The organism is Aeromonas sp. 601027 (genome assembly GCF_049174455.1).
Lineage (GTDB): Bacteria > Pseudomonadota > Gammaproteobacteria > Enterobacterales > Aeromonadaceae > Aeromonas > Aeromonas veronii_A.
In genome coordinates this window covers 823,699-842,527 of record NZ_JAAKTN010000001.1, presented here as the reverse complement: position 1 = coordinate 842,527, position 18,829 = coordinate 823,699, and the positions used below count along the sequence as shown (strand labels likewise).

Genomic DNA, 18,829 nt, shown 5'->3' with positions numbered 1-18,829 from the left:
GGCTCTGTTTCAATCCCCTCATAAGCAAGGGCCTGCAGTGTGCAGGCCCTTGTTATTTACATGGTGAAAATATCCACTCAACTTTTTATGGCTCGCAGTCACAACATCTGCTCAGCTCTTTGCGACTTGCATGCAAAACAGCTGCTCGGCCTTTTGTGACTCGTAATCAAAACAGTTGCTCGTCGTCTGCATCCACAAACAACTGCAAACAGTCGCGTGCTTCGTCGCGGTGAAGCCGCAGATGGATCGGATTGCAACAGGCCATGCAATCTTCGTAAAACTCCTGATCACCCTGGCTGGCATCCAGCTCGACCCGGGTATGGTGGCCGCAGTGGGGGCAGACGATGCGCTTGCTGGTGTACTCGATCATGATAACCTCCTCGGGCCCTGAGGCCGCCTATCTACCCTGATTCTAGTCGGGCTGCAGGGGGTTAACCGCGAGCAAACGCACGTTTATGACAGAGATCAAGCCTGAGGGATGGCAAGGTGAAACCGGCTGGACTGGTCGTGTGCGATAAGCACAATCCGGTTGTGATTGACGGGTGAAAAGAGGGGAATTGCCAACGGTTGTTTGGCAATAACAGGGGGCTGGAGCCCCCTGCGGATATGAGAACGCGAGCGCAGCAAGGCGCCGATAGGCGCTATTTGACCCAGCTGGCCAACATGTCGGCATTGAGTTCGGCCAGCGAGCCGAGCTGGTAGTTGGCGATGGCCAAGCGTGGGTCGCCCACTAAAGCGGGATCCGGCACGATCAGCGCTGTCATGGAGGCCGCCTTGGCCGCCAGCAAACCGGTAAAGCTGTCTTCGATGGCCAAGCAGTGCACCGGTTCCACCCCCAGTTTCTCGGCGGCGTGGATATAGACATCCGGGTGCGGTTTGCCGAAACGCTCGATTTCCGCAGAGTGAACCGCCATAAAGCGATCGCGAATGCCGAGTTTGCCGAGTACAGCTTCTACCATGGCAAAGGGTGAGGAGGTCGCCAGACCCACTTTCAGGCCGCGGGCCTCGATAAGGTCGAGCGCCTCCTGCACACCGGCTTTGGCCTGACCTTCGGAGAGGATCAGGGCGTTGACCCGATCCAGAATGCGCTGTACCACCTCTTCCTGAGTCGGGCCGCTCCACGGGCGCAGGCGATACCAGTGGGCAACCAGCTGATCTATGCGCACGCCGATGGTCGACTCACAATCCTCGACGGTGTGGGGGTGACCCAGATCGGAGAAAACGGCGATTTGGGCCCGTTGCCAAAAGGGTTCCGAGTCGATCAGAACACCATCCATATCGAAGATCACGGCAGCTAACATTTTGTACTCCTGACAAATTTGAAGAGGGGATTATAAGCCTGACGGGGAAATGCAAAAGGGGCATTGCCATGCCCCTTGCGCTCGATCACATCGGCAAACGTTTGTTTTGCTGTGGCAAAAAAGCCCTTAGAACAGTACTTCGACCTTGGCGGCCACAGCTTTGGCTTTTTCCACCGCATCCTGGCAATCCGCTGCGCGGGTCAGCGCCACGCCAAGACGGCGGCGACCGGCGCTCTCCGGCTTGCCAAACAGCCGCAGCTGGGCGCCCGGCACCAGCGCCAATGCCTCACCAATTCCCTGATAGCGGATGTCCTGGCTGTGCCCTTCGCGCAACACCACGGCGGAGGCACTCGGCCCGTACTGGGTGATGGTGCCGACCGGCAGCCCCAGAATGGCGCGCACGTGCAGGGCGAACTCGGAGAGATCCTGCGAGATCAGGGTCACCATGCCGGTATCGTGGGGGCGGGGGGAGACTTCGCTGAACCACACCTCATCCCCCTTGATGAAGAGTTCGACCCCGAACAGGCCGTAACCGCCGAGGGCCTCGACCACCTTGGCCGCTACCTCTTTGGATCGGACCAGCGCCAGCTCGCTCATCACCTGTGGCTGCCAGGATTCGCGGTAGTCGCCATCTTCCTGCCGGTGGCCGATAGGGTCGCAGAAGTGAATGCCATCGACGGCGCGTACCGTGAGCAGGGTGATCTCGTACTCAAAGGGAACGAAGCCCTCGACGATCACCTTGCCACGACCGGCGCGGCCACCCTCCTGGGCGTAGGTCCAGCTCTCATCCAGCTTGGCGAGATCGCGCAGTACACTCTGCCCCTTGCCGGACGAACTCATCACAGGTTTCACCACGCAGGGCAGGCCGATAGCCTCGACGGCGGCGACAAACTCCTCTTTGCTTTGGGCAAAACGATAGGGTGAGGTGGGCAGACCCAGGGTCTCGGCGGCGAGGCGGCGGATCCCTTCCCGGTTCATGGTGAGTTGGGTAGCGCAGGCGTTGGGCACTACCTTGACCCCTTCTTGCTCAAGGGCAGCCAGGGTATCAGTGGCAATCGCTTCAATCTCGGGGATGATGAGGTCGGGTTTAACCTCGGCAACCAGGGCACGCAGGGCGTTGCCATCGAGCATGTCCAGCACGTGGGCTGCGTGGGCCACCTGCATGGCGGGGGCGTTGGCATAGCGGTCGGCGGCGATCACTTCGATCCCGAACCGTTGCAACTCGATGGCGACCTCTTTGCCAAGTTCGCCGGAGCCCAGCAGCAGGGCACGGGTGGCGCCGGGGCGGGTTGCGGTTCCAAACATACGATCTCTCCTGATGTCGATGGTCATTGTTGATGATCGCTATCGCACGAATAGCGGACAAAAAAAGAGGCACGCATGGCGTACCTCAGGAAACGGGTTTGTGAGCGCGCTGCTCCAGATGGGTCAGCAAGGTAATGGCGCCAATGATGATGGCGGCGCCAAGCCACAGACGGCCGGGGGGCGCCCAGCCAAATACCAGCCAGCCCGCCAGCACGTTCATCGGCAGCTTGGCAAAATCGAAAGGCTGCACGAAGGAGGCCTCTGCCACGCTGTAAGCGCGAGCGATGGACATTTGGGCCAGTGCCGTCAGCACGCCGGAGGCGGCTACCAGCAGCCACTGGCTCTCGCTTGGCCACTGCCACTCCGGCAGGGCCAGCATGATGTTGAACGGGGTACTAAAGATAAGCAGATAGACCACAATGGTGTGGGATGATTCGTTGGCCGCCTGATAGCGCACCATCAGGGAGTAGCCGGCCCAGAACAGCGCCGCCGCCACCGGCAGCAGGGAGGCCCAGTTGAACTCGTCAGTCCAGGGGGCGAGGATCAGCATGGCGCCGGCAAAGCCCGCCAGGGTGGCCAGAATGCGGGTGCGGCTCACCTGCTCCTTGAGCAGCAGGGCGGAGCCCAGGGTGGCAAACAGCGGTGAGGTCATCAGCAGGGCGATCCCCTGCCAGATGGGGACGGGGTACGCCAGTGCCCAGAGCCAGAGCTGGATGCCGATCACTGCCAGCAATACCCGCAACAGGTGCAACCGGAACTGATTGGTCATCAGGGATTGGCGCAAGCCATGACGAACCAGCCAGGGCAGCAGGCAGATCAGGGCGATCAGGTATTGATGGAAGGCGACCTGAGTCGATGGGAGGCCAAGCTTGAAGCTGACATACTGGCTCAGGCTGTTGACGGCGGCGAAGCAGAGTCCTGCCACCATCATCCAGACTGCACCGGCCAAAGGAGAGTGCCTGCGCGAGGGTATCATGGGATCCGGGTCGCTGGAAAAAAGTGCGGCGGATCATAACGGCAATCGTTTGTTCTGCCAAGGGTGGAAGCGCGGCCGCAGGGTTGGCTGGCGAGGAAGTGGCCTTGCATCAAAAAATTTGAACAAGTTGAGCATCTATTTTCGCTATCAGCAAATAAGCACAATGTTTAGAGTGACCTCCATCGACAGCAAGGCTGTTCAACCGACAACCAAATGGAGTTTCACCATGGCCAATATCCTCGTACTCAAATCCAGCATCCTGGGTCAATATTCCCAATCCAACGCCCTGATCGACGGCTTCCTGGCTGATCATCAGGATGATGCCGTCACCGTGCGTGATCTGGCGGCCCTCAACCTGCCGGTGCTGGATGGCGAGCTGGCCTCCGGCCTGCGTGGTGGTGATAACCTCAATGAGCGTCAACTGGCGGTGATCGCCCAGTCCGACGAGCTGATCGCCGAACTGAAAGCGAGCGACTTGGTGGTGATTGCGGCCCCCATGTACAACTTCAACATCCCGACCCAGCTGAAAAACTGGATCGATCTGGTGGCTCGTGCTGGCGTCACCTTCCGCTACACCGAGACCGGTCCGGTGGGTATGGTTGAAAATACCCGTGCGCTGGTGATCAGCCCCCGCGGCGGCATGCACGTCGGCAGCGCCACCGATCTGGTCACTCCCTACATGCGTACCGTGCTCGGTTTCATCGGTATCAAAGAGGTGGATTTCATCTACGCCGAAGGGATGGGGATGGGCCCGGATGCCCAGAGCAAGGGGATGGAAGCGGCCAAAGCGCAGCTTGAGGCTCTGGCTATCTAAGGGCTCTCTTTTATAAGGGCTCTCTATCCCGTCAGGGGTTATCTCTTCAAGGGGTTGCCCCACCAGATACAAGAACGCAGCCATCAGGCTGCGTTTGTTTTTTGGCTCGATATGATTGTGACAGACGTTGCTGCTACAGAGAGTATCGCGGCAAGCGGTCGGTATGGACGCTCTGGCGGAGTCACTACTCCATCATAAAGCGGCGACAACCGCGCACCAGCAGCAGTGCCACCGCGACCAGCAGGCCAAGCAAGAGGGTGGTCAGCCACTGTTCGGTACTTTGCGGCAAGTGGGGCGTGAAGAGGCTGATCATCAACAGGGTGCAGAGCGTGATCAACAGGCTCTGTCGGGTCATCAGTATCATGGGGTCATCCTTGGTTTGCTCACCTGAAACGATTTTAATGCCCTCTTGTGACAGGGTGATGTATCCGTGCATCACCCTGTTGGGGCTCTTCAGACCATATCAGGTTTTTACCGCAGAGCCAGCGCCATCACTGGCGCTGTGATCCCGATCCCGCTAGCTCTCTTTATCTGAACTGTTTCTGCGCCGGCTGGTAGTGAAAATCGCCGCTGGCGAGCCGCGCTTCCAGTGCTGCTTGATCGATCTCCTGCGCCTTGCAGAGATCATCCAGGTCGTCATAGTGATCACGCAGCTGCATATTGACGACGCTCAACAGCATGTTGATATCCATGGTGGCGAACTTTTTCAAATCCATGATTATTTCTCCCGATCCAGTGATTGCAGCTGCTCGATGGCGGCGCTGACGCTGTGCAGATGCTGGCGGATCGCCTCGCGGGATTCGCTCGGCAGATAGTCGGTCAGGGTATGTTGCCAGCTGCCAGCTTCGCTCTTGAGCTGCAGGAAGAGTGCCTGGCCGGCATTGGTGAGGGAGACCAGGCTGATGCGTTTGTCCTGCTCGCTGCTCTCGGTGAAGATGATCCCTTTTTCGACCAGACGGCGGATCTCGCGGGAGATGCGCACCTTGTCCATGCCGCTCGCCTCGACCAGCTCTTTCTGGCTGATGGGGTAGTTGGGGCCGAGCACCATCATCAGGCGCCATTGGGGCACGGTCAGCTGGTAACGCTGTTCATAAAACTGTTCGAAGGTATCCCGTAGCATCTCGGCGGCATGTACCAACTGATAGGGCGGGTAGTGAGCGAGTAACGCTATGATTTTTGACATATTACACCCTGCTGTGACGGCTGCATCAGATGCAGTTTCTTTTGATACTTTGACATTGATGATACGAAACTCAAGCTGATTTGTCTGACCCGGTTGCGATGAAATGTGCGGTGGCGCACGCCCTCAAGGAAAAACCGGGTCTGACCGACGGGATTTTAAGCCAACGCTGTTCAGCCTTTACGCAACCAGATGAGGGCGTTCTGCTTGAGCCAGGCCTCGCGTGTGTGGATAGCGTAGAGCGCGGCCTCGTCGCGGCTGCCCGCTTGCCAGCTTTGTGGCTCCTGTTTGGGCAGCTTGCGCTGACCCAGCAGGCAGGCCGGAATGTGCGGGTTGGCCTCGATGGCGACCAGCAGATGGGGCTTGGCTGCCTCGGCACCCTCGGTAGCAAAGACCATCAGTGCCTTGTTATAGAGCAACCAGCTGGAGGCTTCATCGAAGCGCACCAGCAGGGCGGCCAACGCCTGCCAATCCCCTTGCAGTGCATAGAGGGTGGAGAGGTTGTAGCGGCAACCCAGCTCATCGGCCATGCAGATTGTCAGCAGCGCCAGATATTCGGCTTTGGCCTCGCCCAGCTTGCCAAGGCGCAGCAGGCAGTCGGCGCGGCCGGCTCTGGCGGCCAGCAGAGGACGCAGCTCGGGGGCACTCCAGCCGTGGGCGTCGATTTGCTGCCAGAAGGCTTCATCAAAGAGCGGAGTGGCATCGGCGATGATCTTCTCGAACCAGCCGAGGCGGGCCTGATGATCGCGGCAGCTGTCGGCCAGCTCGAACCAGGTCTGCCACTGTTGGGCCTGCTCGCCATTGAGGGAGACATCAGCGCTGGGAGCTGCCTGATACTGGTCGAGGTTGAGCAACTGGTTGAGGGCGGTTTTCATGTTCTGGCGCTGGCGTTTGCAGAACTCGACAAAGGGGAGTTCGCTGGCGGCGGCGCTATAGAGCATCTGGGCCATCTGCTTGTCGCGAAACAGGCTCAGCTCGGCGGCCAGACTGAAGCGGTACTGGGTGGTCGGGTCGTTCAAATCCTTCGGCTTGGGCCAGGTGGCAAAACCCATGCTGAAGCCATAACACCATTGACCGAGGGGATGGCTCTGTTCGAACACCTGCTCGGGGTTATCGCTGGGCAGGCGGCACTGGCTTGGCAGGGCCAGCTGAGCTTCGTCGGCCTGGGATTCCAGCTCGGCGATCAGGTGGTTGAGGGCTTCTGCGCTTTTTTCATCCAACTCGGCATCCTGTTCCAGCAGACCAGCCAGCGGGCGTTGCCAGTCAGGGCTTTCCGGCCCCACCAGACGAGCACAGAGAAAACCGTGCAGGGCCGGGTAGGTCATGTCCTGATCGCTGTTGCTCTGGATCCATTGATTAAGATGGCGGGTGCGAGTGGATGGGTTCATCGACAGTTCCTCTGGATTTGAACAGCCGCGAAGTCTACCTAAAAGTGGGGTTATTTGCAGCAAATGGCCGCCTGTTTGGCGATTTAATCACCATTGGCGGATAAGATAGGGGCGAAAGGGCGGCTCGTGGTGGCTTGGGGACTAGGCCGGATCACCGCTCTTGAGGTAACATGCGCGCCCATAGGGGCCATGTTCAGTTGGCCCATCCGGGTAATGAAAAAAGAGAGCACCATGATACAGATTGGCAAGATGAACACCCTCACCGTTGTTGAACTCGAAGACCGTGGCGCCTGGCTTGCGGCCGATGAGTACGGTGAACTGCTGCTGCCCAAGCGTCAACTGCCGGAAGGGGTGAAAGAGGGGGATAGCGTGCAGGTCTTCCTCTATCTGGATGCCGATTGCGAGCCGGTGATCACCACCGACAAGCCATTTGCCATGGTGGACGAATTTGCCGGTCTGAAAGTGGTCAATGCCAACAAGATTGGTGCTTTCCTCGACTGGGGCATGAAAAAGGATCTGTTTGTGCCCAGCCGCGAGCAGAACAAGCCGATGCAGGTGGGCCACGTTTATCTGGTGCGTCTGCAACTGGATAACGAAGGGCGCATGGTCGGCACCAGCCGCATCGAGCGTTTCCTGACCCCGGCCGGCAGCAACTTCAAGGTTGGTGACGAAGTGACCGCGCTGCCGGGGGAGCACTCGCCCCTTGGCATCAAGGTGATCGTCAACGGTCAGTATCCGGGCATGCTGTTCAAGAACGAAGTGTTTGGCCGGGTGATGACCGGTCGGCCGCAAACCGCCTGGGTCAAGCAGGTGCGCGAGGATGGCAAGCTCGATCTGACCCTGCAAAAGCCGGGTCTGGCGCGGGTTGATGATGCCGGTGAACGCATTCTGAGCCGGATGAAAAAGCAGGGCGGCAGTCTGGCGGTGGGTGACAAGAGCGAACCCGAGCTCATCTACAAGCTGTTCAGCATGAGCAAGGGCACCTTCAAGAAGGCGATCGGTGGCCTCTACAAGCAGGGCAAGATTGTCATCGAAGACAATGCCATCACTCTGGTGGCCACAGAGACCGACTCGGCAGTGGATAGCGAATAAGATGCCGAGTCCCTGTGTTGGCCTCTGCAAGGCGAAGGATGGGCTTTGCCTGGGTTGTGGCCGCACCCTGACCGAGATCGGCCACTGGTCGGCGATGGATAGCAAGGCCCAGCTGGCGGTGATGGCCGAGTTGGATGGCTCGAAAAGCACCCACCGCTGCCCGGGTTGTGGCGAACCGGCCTATTGCGCCGTCTCTGCCGGTCAGACCATTGCGCAGTGCTGGTGCAGCCAGTTGCCGGTATTACCGATGCAGGAGGCCAGCGCTTGCTGGTGCCGCCGCTGTCTGGCCAAGGCCATCGCGGCGCAGGATTAGCAGAGAACAGCAATAAGAGTGCACAGAAACAAGAAAGGCGCCGATGGCGCCTTTTTTTATGCCTGCTGCTGGCGATGCCAGCGCACATGCACTTGATCTTCGGTCAACAGACGGGGCAGCAGGAAGGTGGCGAAGATCACCTCAAACTCATCCTGATGATCCAGCAAACCGACCCACACTTCGACCCAGCGCTCCATATCGACCGGCTCACCAAGCTCGGTCGACCAGTCGGCATTGGGCAGGGTTGCCTCCACGGCGCCACGCTGCTCAAACTCCAGGGTGATGTCGACTATTTGTTCGGGGGCCAGCATATCGGCGGCCTGCTCAAGAAACTGATCATAGGCCCATTCGACCAGCTGATCCGGGGTACGCTGTTCCATGAAATCACTCCAGATACATCGAGGTTCGCTACTGTAACAATTATTGGCTGTGGCGGCCAGACCAGTGCGCCGGGCGTGCCTGACCTGTCCAAGTTGCCGTTGGGGGAGTATGGTTAAGGCGCGGATCATCTGGCAGGGAGTAAGGGGATGAAGCAGCGGGGACGGCGGCAACAGATCAAGCGACGGCGCGAGGCCTGGTGGTGGCACTATCTGCCGCTTCACCGCGAGACGGTGGGCGGCCATCTGGGCCCACCGGAGAAACCCGATGAGCCCTGAGGATCAGTCGGCCTGATGCACCCGATTGAGGGTGATCTGGCCCAGTTGTCCCATCTGGCGGCGGATCCAGACCGAGCGCTTCTGCACATAGGGTGACGGGAGCTTGACCCGATAGCGCCACGGATTGGGCAGGGCGGCGGCCAGCAGGGATGACTCGTAGCGGGTCAATCGGCTGGCCGGTTTGCCGAAGTAGGTGCGGGCGGCGGCTTCAGCGCCATAGATGCCGGGGCCGAACTCCACGATATTGAGATAGACCTCGAGAATGCGGGCCTTGTCCCAACCCAGCTCCATCAGCAGGGTAAACCAGGCCTCCAGCCCCTTGCGCAGGAAGCTGCGATCACTCCACATAAAGAGGTTCTTGGCGGTCTGCTGGCTGAGGGTGCTGGCGCCGCGCACCCGCTCGCTGTGCTGGTTGTGTTTGAGCGCGGCGTTGATGGCATCCATGTCAAAACCGTTATGGTCGGCAAAGTGCTGATCCTCGGCGGCGATCACCGCCAGCTGCAGCTCCTTGGAGATGGACGCCAGATCTACCCATTGATGGCGCACCTGGGTGATCTTGGCGGGCGGAAACAGAGCCCGCTCGATACGCCAGCTCCACATCGGCGGATCAATAAAACGCAGCAAGGCGACCGAGCCGACCGAGCAGAGCAGCCCGGCCAGCGCGATCTTGCCTGCCCACCTCAACACCCGGCGCCCAAGGGATGCAGATGGGCGCACGGGGGCCACGGCGTCAGGGCCAGATTCCCACTGATAGTGGCTGGGATCATCGGGATCCGGAATTATTGGGGCAGCCATTCGATGTGGCAGAACTTCTCGTCAACACGGCGGGAGAGCAGCATGCGGGCAAACAGATGCTCATACTCTTGTTCTTCATTGCCAAGGCCAACCCAGATCTCGGCATAGTCGGTGTCGCTCACGGCAAAACCCACGTCCGCCTCCCAGTCATCGGCCGGGTCGGTTTCGGCCAGCAGGCCGCGGTCGTTGAACTCCTGATTGAAACGGGCGATCTCCTGCTCCGGCAGGTTGTCAGAGGCCAGCTCCATAAAGAGTTCGAGGGCGGTATCGAGCAGTTCCTCGACGCTGTGCATTTCGTCATTCATAGACATAAGCGATCTGTTCCAGAAAAGAGAAAAAGGTGCCGCGCAGATCACTGCCTGCGGGGCGGCGCTATTCTAGCGGTCGGCAGACCCCTTGGCGAGATGAGGCGAGCCGCTGTGACCTGTTTTTGTGCCAATAAAAAACCGGATCCAGTGACAGGATCCGGTCTTCATTGGGGGAAGGGGTCACGCATAGGGCGTCAGCTCATCCCTTCTTGTCATCGGCGAAGGTGATGTTGAGCTCCAGTACCGACAGCTCATCACTCTTCTGATCCAGTTGGACGGTTATCTTCTCCGGATCAATGTTGACGTATTTGCGGATCACATCGAGGATATCCTGCTTGAGCTGGGGCAGGTAATCCGGCCCCCCTCTGGATGAACGCTCGTGAGCAACAATGATCTGCAACCGCTCTTTGGCCAGTTGTGCGGTGTTCTGTTTCTTGTTGGAACGAAAATAATCCAATAATGACATGTTTAACTCCCGAACAGTCGGCTAAAGAAGCCCTTCTTCTCTTCTTCCAGAAAACGAAATTCCTTGGCATCGCCCAGCAGGCGGGACACCGCATCTTCGTAGGCCTGACCGGCATCGGACTCCTTGTCCAGAATGACCGGTTCGCCGGAGTTGGAGGCGCGCAGCACCGCCTGGGACTCCGGGATCACCCCGAGCAGCGGGATGGCCAGGATCTCCTGTACATCCTGCACGCTCAGCATGTCGCCGCGGTTGACGCGGGTCGGGCAGTAGCGGGTCAGCAGCAGGTGCTCCTTGATGGGGTCTTCACCACGCTCGGCGCGGCGGGACTTGGAGGCCAGGATGCCAAGGATGCGGTCAGAGTCACGCACGGAAGAGACTTCCGGGTTGGTGGTGACGATCGCTTCATCGGCAAAATAGAGCGCCATCAGCGCGCCTGCCTCGATCCCCGCCGGGGAGTCGCAGACGATGTAATCGAACTTCATCTCCGCCAGCTGATCCAGGATCTTCTCGACCCCCTCACGGGTGAGGGCATCTTTGTCCCGGGTCTGGGAGGCGGGCAGGATAAACAGATTTTCCGAGCGTTTGTCCTTGATCAGCGCCTGATTGAGGTTTGCTTCCCCATTGATGACGTTGACGAAGTCATACACCACGCGCCGCTCGCAGCCCATGATGAGATCCAGGTTTCTCAGACCGATGTCAAAGTCAATGACCACTGTCTTGTGACCACGCTGGGCTAAGCCGGTGCTCAGGGCCGCACTGGTTGTGGTCTTGCCAACGCCACCTTTACCCGATGTAACGACTATGATTCGCGCCATTCTCGCTTCCTTGTAACTCTATTTGATACGGTCTATTCGGAGTTGTTCGTTGTCCAGCCGGACGTGTACCGGTTGCTGGATCAGGCCCGCCGGCAATGCATCGCTCAGCTGGAATGTGCCCGCGATGGAGAGCAGCTCGGCCTGTAATTGCTGGCAATAGATCCGGGCCTGGGTGTTTCCCCGGGCACCGGCAATGGCTCTGCCACGCAGGGTGCCATAAATATGAATGCTGTCGTCGGCGAGCACTTCGGCTCCCGGACTGACGGACCCCAGCACCACCAGCGAGGTGCCGGCGGCGTAAATCTGCTGGCCGGAACGAACCGGTCCCACATGTACTTTGCTCGGGATCAAGGGGGCGGGTTCGGGCTCGGGAACCACCTCAGGGGCGGCTGGCGCGGGGGCAGGCTCGGGTGCCGGTTCGCTCTTGCGACTCTTGCCCGAGGCCATCACGGCCAGTCCCACCGCCTTGGCGGCAGTCTTCATCTCTTCACTGCGCGCCCCCGTGATGCCGACCAGCACAAATTCTTCGGACTCCACCAGCTCTTTGAGCTGTTCGAAATCGGGAATATGTTCCAGTCGGGAAACATTGATCACCAGCGGCGCACAATTAAAAAAGTAGGGTGCCTGGGCCACTTTTTCGGCCAACAACTGACGGATCCGCTCAGGCTCGCCATCGCTGATATGCAACACAGAAATAGTGAAGGTGGTCCCTTTCAATTCGTTATCGCGCTCAACCATGAATCTTCCCCGAGGCAGAGATGCTAATCCGTTATTGTTATTCAATTCCTGATGTTATAGTTTGCCTCCATCAGAGGCAATAAACTCGTCGGATTATATCAATTTCCATGTTGTGTGCAGTCTATAAAAGTCGCAAAAAAGCCGAGACCTACCTTTTTGTTGAAAAAAGAGAGGATTTCTCCCGCGTTCCCGAGCCATTGCTGAGCGCATTCGGGCGTCCCGAGCTGGTGCTGATGACCAAGCTGGATCCGGCCAAGCCCTTGGGGTTGGCTGATGTCGGCAAGGTGATGGCCGCGCTGACCAACCAGGGGTTCTACCTGCAGGTGCCGCCGCCCCCTGAGAATTTGCTGGAGCAGCACAAGGCCAGCCTGAAAAAACCATCCTGAATATCTAGCCCCGTGGTGTGTTCTGCCCAGCGGGGCTAATTCTTTGTGACTCTGCATGACGCCTTCCGGCCCGGGAGAGGTGGCCTGCGATAATCCCGTGACAGGATCTGGCCAAATTAAACCCTCCCTTTGGTGATATTCACTTTTCGTTGTTTAAATAGAAAGTCAATCTGCTCCCAACACCATATCCTCAACCTTTGCTGGCGCTCACAAAAATAGAGAGTGGCGCGTACTCATATCCTCCATTTCAACGGCTATTGGCTCATTCATCGATTATTTTCAGCCTCTTCCTTGGGCGCTTTTTTGGCCTCCACTGCGTGATGAGTTGTCCATCAAAGGGCGCGTAAAGAGGGCGGTGATAACGGTGCTAAAACCAGTTTGCGCGATGCGCTGTGGCCAAAATGATGAACTAACCCCCTGTTTGTGTGCTTGATTGTTTGCCCTGATCACGAAAGTGCCACATAGGAGGCAATCAATGTGGCGGCGTGATAATCCGCAGGGTGAGCGGTAACCGCGTCTTGCCAAACAAGGGTATGACCAAAGGAGGGATATTGAGCTGAGGGGGCATCTCGATATCGATTAGTTGTGGAATCGTGACCGGGGCAAGATAGCGGGTAAATGTTACTGGCAGGGGCAGAACGTCGCTTCCAATCCACTGAGACGAGTTAATCAAGGTATCTCATCAGAGAGGCATTCAGAAAAAGCAATCCGCATTGCGGTGGCGTAGCAGGGTATATCCACGACGCCCAACAGTGAAATGGTCGGTATGCCGGTATAAGTGCTCGGCATCCCATTCGGGCAATAAAAAAGGCGGGATATCCCGCCTTTGTTCAGATGAGGGTCGTAACCCTTATTTATTCGCAGGCAACCTGCATCACCTTGATGGCCAGACCGCCACGGGAGGTTTCACGGTACTTGGAGTCCATGTCCTTGCCGGTGATGTACATGGTTTCGATCACCTTGTCCAGGGAGACGCGCGGCTTGGAGGTACGACGCAGGGCCATACGGGAGGCGTTGACTGCCTTCATGGCTGCGATGGCGTTACGCTCGATGCAAGGCACCTGTACCTGACCGGCAACCGGATCACAGGTCAGACCCAGGTTGTGCTCCATGCCGATTTCGGCAGCTTCGCAGACGTGCTCCGGGCTACCGCCCATCAGCTCGGTCAGACCGGCAGCGGCCATGGAGCAGGAGACACCTACTTCACCCTGACAGCCCACTTCGGCGCCGGAGATGGAGGCGTTCATCTTGTAGAGGATGCCGACGGCACCGGCAGCCAGATAGAAACGGGTGTACTCGTCGCGGCCAACCGGCTGGATGAACTTGTCGTAGTAAGCCAGTACGGCCGGGATGATACCGGCAGCGCCGTTGGTCGGTGCAGTGACCACGCGGCCACCGGCAGCGTTCTCTTCACTCACGGCCAGAGCGAACATGTTGACCCAGTCAACGATGTTCATCGGATCGCTCGAGAGGTTCTCGTTGGTGTTGAGCTGACGGTAGAGCGGTGCGGCACGACGGGGTACGCGCAGCGGGCCGGAGAGAACACCTTCGGTACGGCAGCCGCGCTCGATACCTTCACGCATGGTGTTCCAGATCTTGCCGAACTTCTTGTAGATCTCTTCCGGAGTGTTGAAGCACTTCTCGTTTTCCATCATCAGGGCAGAGATGGAGAGACCGGTCTGGCTGCAGTGGGCAACCAGCTCGGCTGCGCTCTTGAACGGATAGCGTACGGACATGTCGCCGCTGTCAGCCTTGCCGAAGTTCTCTTCGTCAACGATGAAACCGCCACCGATGGAGTAGTAGGTCTTGCTATAGACCACTTCATCTTCGATCAGGGCAGTCAGCTTCATGCCGTTTTCGTGCAGCGGCAGGGCTTCGTCGTGGAATACCATGGCGTCACGCGGGAAGCTGACGGTGTGGCAGTGCAGGCCGATCGGCAGGCGCTCGGTCTGCTCAACACGGGAGATAAACTCGGGGATGGCATCGATATCGACATTTTCCGGCAGGTTGCCAGCCAGGCCCATGATGATGGCGGTGTCGGTATGGTGGCCTTTGCCGGTCCAGGAGAGGGAGCCGTAAACATCGACATTGATCCGGGTTACATCGCGGATCTTGCCGCCCGCGCGCAGCTCGTCAACAAACTGTTTGGCCGCTTTCATCGGGCCAACAGTGTGGGAAGAAGAGGGGCCTACACCGATTTTGAAGATATCAAAAACGCTGATCATGTCACTATTACCTCAGGGTAGAAGGGGGCGGCATGCCCACTCACAGAAATTTGGGAGATCCATGGAACGCGCTTGTCAGCGCAGGTCACAGAACCAGATAACCGTAGTGTAACGGCTCCAGACCTAAAAAAAGTTGAAATAGATCTATTTTTGTTGAATCTGAGGCGCGAGTATAAAATTTATTTTTGTGCTTATCCATTTTGTTAAGCGTTTGCCCATAAAAATACCCGGCGATGCCGGGCATTTCGGAACCAAATGGAGTCATTTGCCGTTTTTTAACATTCGGTAATGTTAACGGCGAGGCCGCCACGGGCCGTCTCCTTGTATTTGGTCTTCATGTCGTTGCCGGTCTCCCACATGGTCTTGATCACCTTGTCGAGCGACACCTTGTGCTCGCCGGTGCCGCGCAGGGCGAGGCGGGCGGCATTGATCGCCTTGACCGCACCCATGGCGTTGCGCTCGATGCAGGGCACCTGCACCAGTCCGCCTATGGGATCGCAGGTGAGGCCGAGATTGTGCTCCATGCCTATTTCGGCAGCGTTCTCCACCATGGCCGGGCTGCCACCCAGCAGTTCGGTCAGCGCGCCAGCCGCCATGGAACAGGCGACTCCCACTTCTCCCTGGCAACCCACTTCGGCCCCGGAGAGGGAGGCGTTCTTCTTATATAAGATGCCGATGGCAGCCGCGGTGAGGAAGTAGCGGATCAGCGTCTCGTCATCCACCTTGTGAACGAAGCGATCGTAGTAGTGCAGCACGGCGGGGATGATGCCCGCAGCGCCATTGGTGGGGGCGGTCACCACCCGGCCACCGGCGGCGTTCTCTTCATTGACGGCCAGCGCAAAGAGATCGACCCACTCCATCACCATCAGCGGATCCTTGTTGAAGTTGGTCTCGCAGCTGAGCTGGCGGAACAGCCCCGGGGCGCGGCGCCGAACCTTGAGGCCGCCCGGCAGCACCCCTTCGCTTTTGCAGCCTCGCTCGACGCAGCCCTGCATCGCCTGCCAGATCTTGCGTAGCCCCGCTTTTATCTGCTCATCGCTGCGAAATACCCGCTCATTGGCCAGGATCAGCCCAGAGATGGAGAGGCCGCTCTCCTGACAATGGGCAAGCAGTTGGGCGCCGCTGTCGAACGGGTAGGGGACAGGATGTTCGGCATCGGACTTGGCGGCCTCTTCTTTGGCGGTGGCAAAGTGGCTCTCTTCAATGATGAAGCCGCCCCCGATGGAGTAGTAGGTCTGGCTGAAGCGCAGGTTTTCCTCTTTATCAAAGGCCCGCAGAGTCATGCCATTGGTGTGGGCCGGCAGGGTCTTGCGGCGGTTGAAGATGATGGCACCGGTGCGGGGAAAATGGCTTGGTTGCTCGCCTGCCAGCGGCAGGCTCTGCTCCTTTTCCACTCGAGCCAGAATGGCGGGAATCGCATCGATATCGACCGACTCCGGTTCAAAGCCCGACAACCCCAGAATGATCGCCTTGCCGGTGCCGTGCCCTTTGCCGGTCTGGCCCAGCGAGCCGTAACACTCCACTTCGACCCGCGTGACTTGTTGCAGATGCCCTTGCAGTTTGAGCTGCTGGACGAAAGCATAGGATGCACGCATGGGGCCGACGGTATGGGAAGAGGAGGGGCCAATTCCGATGGAAAACAGGTCAAACACGCTGATCATGACATCAATCCGGTGATGGTTTATGTCTGTTTATTCTAGGATTTTTGCCGTGGATGGAAAGCGGGGATGTGCGGTGCTGTGACATGGACACAGATAATGGGGCTGGGGGGACCAAGAAAGTTGAAGGGGCTGATCCCCTTCAACCGGCCTGATCAGTCGAGAAATTCGCACAGGTAGGCGGTGGGGGTTTTCACTTCCAGTTTGAAGGAGGAGTGACCGGCAACCAGGAAGGATTCACCCTGGCTGTAGGTGTGCCACTCATCTTCATCAGCCAGCTGGATGGTGAGGGCGCCCTTGATCACCGTCATCCGCTCGGGGGCGGCGGTGTTGAACAGGTAGTCACCGGCGTTCATCACCCCGACGGTTGATTTCTCACCTTTTTGTTCGAAACCGATGGATTTTACATTTCCGTCGAAATACTCGTTAACTTTCAGCATCTTTACATCCCTGAGTGTACGTTTGTGCAGCCAAACTAGCACAAACTTTTGCCAGTTGTCATGGGGGATGAGGTAAAAATCGCCGAGACCGCTTTGAATCTTCACTTTTTCGCAAACTTATTAATAGCCAAGGTTAATGATTTGCTGATTTAAAACAGCAATTAAATGTGAGATAACACGCGCAAACAGGGGAATGGGCAGCTGCTCATTCCCCTGTTTGGTTAATTGCACTGGGAAAAGTGTGAATTTTGCTACATAAAGGAACATATTGTGTTAACTAAAGGACTCATTAAAAACATCGGCTTCCAGGTTGTGGTCGCCATGGTACTGGGCGCAGTGGTCGGCGCGTTCATGGGTGAACAAGCCACCGTGTTTGCACCGCTCGGTACCCTGTTTATCCAGCTGATCAAGATGCTGGTGATCCCGCTGGTGGCGGTTGCCATCCTCTCCGGCGCCGCCAATCTGGGCGCCAGCCCGGCTGCGGGCAAGATCGGTGCGGCTACGCTGGCCTTCTTCCTCGTGACCTCAGCGTTGGCCGTGTTGCTGGCGCTGGTGATGGGGCAGATCTTCAAACCGGGTGTCGGGGTCGATTTCGCTTCCGTTGCCTCCATGTTTGGCGGTGACTATGCCGATAAAGGGGCGTTGCCGGATGCAGTCGCCACCTTGCTTGGCATGATCCCCACCAACGTCTTCAACTCCCTCAACGAAGCGAACATCCTGCAGATCCTGGTGTTCTGCATGTTCCTCGGCATTGCGCTGGCCAAACAGCCGCGCGAGCGGGCCAAGCCACTGGTCGATGGGCTCAATACCCTGGTGGATGCCTTCGTCTGGATGATCAACAAGGTGATGATCATCGCGCCGCTCGGGGTGTTCGGTCTGATGGCAGAGGCCATCGGAACCTATGGCTTCGATGTGCTGACCCTGGTACTCAAGCTATTCGTGGTCTATGTGGCTGCCATCCTCATCTTCGGCTTCGTGGTCTATCCGCTGCTGGTGATGATGTTCTCCAACACGCCGGTGATGAAGTACCTCTCTGCCATGAAGAAGCCGCAGATCGTGGCCTTCTCCACCGCCTCTTCCATGGCGACCCTGCCGGTCAATATGGAGACCTGCGAGCATGATCTGAAAGTGACCAACGCGACCGCTTCCTTCGTGTTGCCGCTGGGGGCCACCATCAACATGAGCGGCAACGCCATCTATTACGGTCTGGTCGCCATCTTCTTCGCGCAGGTTTACAACATCGATCTGAGCGTCGGTGCCTGGGCGGCCATCATTGTGACCTCTACTCTGGGGGCGATCGGTCAGGCCGGTGTGCCGGGCCCAAGTTTCCTGGTGGTTGCCGTGCTGCTGGCGGCCGGGATCCCCATCGAAGGGTTGCCGCTGCTGTTCGCGCTGGATCGACTGTTCGATATGATCCGCACCTCCCTCAATATCACCGGCGATGCGGCCTGTGCTGTCATTGTTGACCGCTTCAGCCCGGAATATGACCCAGATCGCTGGAACAAGGCATAATTGCTTTGAGCTGGACTGGGATATAACAGCCCTAAGCTGACACTGCGTAACGCGAGCCCCTGCCATGATGGCGGGGGCTTTTTTATATCTGCCGGACAAGTATCAGAGCAAAGGTGTGCACAAGAGATTGCTGACGGATGTAGCTGTGTTGAATGGAGAGCACGGGAGGGAAAACATCAGTTGTGGGCATGGGCCGTGTGGCGTCAACCGGCCTGTTGTAGATGCCGGGGCAGGGGATTGTCAAACGGCGGGTAACAAAAAGGGGAGCCTTGCTCCCCTCGGATATGATCTGCTGCTGGTTCTACTCCATCAGGCCATATGGTTAAACCATCCTGGTTACACCCTTGTGGTGAAAGAAACAGCGTCAACGTGATGAAATCATATCTATGTTGACCATCTCGGCATTATTACTGAAAAGCGCCAGTTGATGGCGATTAAACAGACATGGCAAAGAGGGTCGG

23 protein-coding genes are annotated in these 18,829 nt (G+C 58.1%); 6 read left to right on the top strand and 17 right to left on the bottom strand.

Annotated elements, in window-relative coordinates; translation table 11 throughout:
• Positions 1–166 precede the first annotated feature (166 nt).
• From G5193_RS03605 to G5193_RS03590, 4 genes are all read right to left on the bottom strand, one after another.
• Complete coding sequence (locus G5193_RS03605; RefSeq protein WP_005336871.1) at positions 167–370, bottom strand: CPXCG motif-containing cysteine-rich protein; 204 nt, start codon at positions 368–370, stop codon at positions 167–169.
• Positions 371–641: 271 nt separating this feature from the next.
• Positions 642–1,301: a hexitol phosphatase HxpB gene (gene hxpB / locus G5193_RS03600; RefSeq protein WP_421204960.1), complete on the bottom strand. Its 660-nt coding sequence runs from the start codon at positions 1,299–1,301 to the stop codon at positions 642–644.
• A 126-nt stretch (positions 1,302–1,427) separates the two neighbouring features.
• Positions 1,428–2,606 (bottom strand): formate-dependent phosphoribosylglycinamide formyltransferase, encoded by a 1,179-nt coding sequence (gene purT / locus G5193_RS03595; protein WP_421204959.1) that lies wholly within the window; start codon positions 2,604–2,606, stop codon positions 1,428–1,430.
• A gap of 85 nt (positions 2,607–2,691) precedes the next feature.
• The gene (locus tag G5193_RS03590) at positions 2,692–3,582 is read right to left on the bottom strand and encodes a DMT family transporter (RefSeq protein ID WP_224967576.1); all 891 of its coding nucleotides are present in this window, start codon (positions 3,580–3,582) and stop codon (positions 2,692–2,694) included.
• Between the two features lie 226 nt (positions 3,583–3,808).
• Between G5193_RS03590 and G5193_RS03585 the strand changes: the two genes are divergently transcribed.
• A complete protein-coding gene (locus G5193_RS03585; RefSeq protein WP_005352326.1) occupies positions 3,809–4,396 on the top strand; it encodes an FMN-dependent NADH-azoreductase in 588 nt (195 codons plus the stop codon).
• Positions 4,397–4,580: 184 nt separating this feature from the next.
• On the opposite strand, the gene G5193_RS03580 is transcribed toward G5193_RS03585, so the two are convergent.
• The 4 genes from G5193_RS03580 to G5193_RS03565 all read right to left on the bottom strand — a co-directional run bounded on the left by G5193_RS03580 (position 4,581) and on the right by G5193_RS03565 (position 6,964).
• Positions 4,581–4,760 carry a hypothetical protein gene (locus G5193_RS03580; protein WP_005336860.1) on the bottom strand — a complete coding sequence of 60 codons (180 nt, stop codon included), beginning with the start codon at positions 4,758–4,760 and terminating at the stop codon, positions 4,581–4,583.
• Positions 4,761–4,923: 163 nt separating this feature from the next.
• Entirely contained in the window at positions 4,924–5,112 is a 189-nt protein-coding gene (locus G5193_RS03575) for a DUF4250 domain-containing protein (protein ID WP_204383253.1), read from the bottom strand.
• A gap of 2 nt (positions 5,113–5,114) precedes the next feature.
• Positions 5,115–5,579 carry a MarR family winged helix-turn-helix transcriptional regulator gene (locus G5193_RS03570; RefSeq protein ID WP_005345795.1) on the bottom strand — a complete coding sequence of 155 codons (465 nt, stop codon included), beginning with the start codon at positions 5,577–5,579 and terminating at the stop codon, positions 5,115–5,117.
• Positions 5,580–5,749: 170 nt separating this feature from the next.
• On the bottom strand, positions 5,750–6,964 hold the full coding sequence (locus G5193_RS03565) for a UPF0149 family protein (protein ID WP_421204958.1): 1,215 nt from the start codon (positions 6,962–6,964) through the stop codon (positions 5,750–5,752).
• Positions 6,965–7,195: 231 nt separating this feature from the next.
• Between G5193_RS03565 and G5193_RS03560 the strand changes: the two genes are divergently transcribed.
• Both G5193_RS03560 and G5193_RS03555 read left to right on the top strand, forming a co-directional pair.
• The gene (locus tag G5193_RS03560) at positions 7,196–8,056 is read left to right on the top strand and encodes a CvfB family protein (protein ID WP_005336853.1); all 861 of its coding nucleotides are present in this window, start codon (positions 7,196–7,198) and stop codon (positions 8,054–8,056) included.
• Position 8,057: 1 nt separating this feature from the next.
• Positions 8,058–8,369 carry a DUF1289 domain-containing protein gene (locus G5193_RS03555; RefSeq protein WP_100653668.1) on the top strand — a complete coding sequence of 104 codons (312 nt, stop codon included), beginning with the start codon at positions 8,058–8,060 and terminating at the stop codon, positions 8,367–8,369.
• Positions 8,370–8,425: 56 nt separating this feature from the next.
• Here the strand turns inward: G5193_RS03555 and G5193_RS03550 are convergent, their stop codons facing one another.
• Positions 8,426–8,749 carry an HI1450 family dsDNA-mimic protein gene (locus G5193_RS03550; protein ID WP_005336851.1) on the bottom strand — a complete coding sequence of 108 codons (324 nt, stop codon included), beginning with the start codon at positions 8,747–8,749 and terminating at the stop codon, positions 8,426–8,428.
• Positions 8,750–8,896: 147 nt separating this feature from the next.
• On the opposite strand from G5193_RS03550, the gene G5193_RS03545 reads away from it, so the two are divergent.
• Positions 8,897–9,025, top strand: coding sequence for a hypothetical protein (locus G5193_RS03545; protein WP_019445852.1), 129 nt, complete (start codon positions 8,897–8,899; stop codon positions 9,023–9,025).
• Between the two features lie 3 nt (positions 9,026–9,028).
• Here the strand turns inward: G5193_RS03545 and mtgA are convergent, their stop codons facing one another.
• The 5 genes from mtgA to minC all read right to left on the bottom strand — a co-directional run bounded on the left by mtgA (position 9,029) and on the right by minC (position 12,147).
• On the bottom strand, positions 9,029–9,820 hold the full coding sequence (gene mtgA, locus G5193_RS03540) for a monofunctional biosynthetic peptidoglycan transglycosylase (protein ID WP_421204957.1): 792 nt from the start codon (positions 9,818–9,820) through the stop codon (positions 9,029–9,031).
• On the bottom strand, positions 9,805–10,131 hold the full coding sequence (locus tag G5193_RS03535) for an HI1450 family dsDNA-mimic protein (protein WP_005352317.1): 327 nt from the start codon (positions 10,129–10,131) through the stop codon (positions 9,805–9,807). The genes mtgA and G5193_RS03535 overlap by 16 nt, the downstream gene beginning before the upstream one ends.
• Before the next feature lie 196 nt (positions 10,132–10,327).
• Positions 10,328–10,594 carry a cell division topological specificity factor MinE gene (gene minE, locus G5193_RS03530; RefSeq protein ID WP_005336848.1) on the bottom strand — a complete coding sequence of 89 codons (267 nt, stop codon included), beginning with the start codon at positions 10,592–10,594 and terminating at the stop codon, positions 10,328–10,330.
• 2 nt (positions 10,595–10,596) lie between these two features.
• Positions 10,597–11,409: a septum site-determining protein MinD gene (gene minD, locus G5193_RS03525; protein ID WP_005336847.1), complete on the bottom strand. Its 813-nt coding sequence runs from the start codon at positions 11,407–11,409 to the stop codon at positions 10,597–10,599.
• Between the two features lie 18 nt (positions 11,410–11,427).
• Positions 11,428–12,147: a septum site-determining protein MinC gene (gene minC, locus G5193_RS03520; protein WP_127005681.1), complete on the bottom strand. Its 720-nt coding sequence runs from the start codon at positions 12,145–12,147 to the stop codon at positions 11,428–11,430.
• Between the two features lie 107 nt (positions 12,148–12,254).
• Here minC and G5193_RS03515 point away from each other — a divergent pair, with 107 nt between their 5' ends.
• Positions 12,255–12,533, top strand: coding sequence for a YcgL domain-containing protein (locus tag G5193_RS03515; RefSeq protein ID WP_005360946.1), 279 nt, complete (start codon positions 12,255–12,257; stop codon positions 12,531–12,533).
• 854 nt (positions 12,534–13,387) lie between these two features.
• Here the strand turns inward: G5193_RS03515 and G5193_RS03510 are convergent.
• From G5193_RS03510 to G5193_RS03500, 3 genes are all read right to left on the bottom strand, one after another.
• Positions 13,388–14,758, bottom strand: a complete 1,371-nt coding sequence (locus G5193_RS03510; protein ID WP_005336844.1) for an L-serine ammonia-lyase — start codon at positions 14,756–14,758, stop codon at positions 13,388–13,390.
• Positions 14,759–15,033: 275 nt separating this feature from the next.
• The gene (locus tag G5193_RS03505) at positions 15,034–16,419 is read right to left on the bottom strand and encodes an L-serine ammonia-lyase (RefSeq protein WP_139429870.1); all 1,386 of its coding nucleotides are present in this window, start codon (positions 16,417–16,419) and stop codon (positions 15,034–15,036) included.
• Positions 16,420–16,571: 152 nt separating this feature from the next.
• The gene (locus G5193_RS03500) at positions 16,572–16,856 is read right to left on the bottom strand and encodes a pyrimidine/purine nucleoside phosphorylase (RefSeq protein ID WP_005336842.1); all 285 of its coding nucleotides are present in this window, start codon (positions 16,854–16,856) and stop codon (positions 16,572–16,574) included.
• Between the two features lie 270 nt (positions 16,857–17,126).
• On the opposite strand from G5193_RS03500, the gene G5193_RS03495 reads away from it, so the two are divergent.
• Positions 17,127–18,368 (top strand): dicarboxylate/amino acid:cation symporter, encoded by a 1,242-nt coding sequence (locus G5193_RS03495; protein ID WP_167569304.1) that lies wholly within the window; start codon positions 17,127–17,129, stop codon positions 18,366–18,368.
• Positions 18,369–18,829 lie beyond the last annotated feature (461 nt).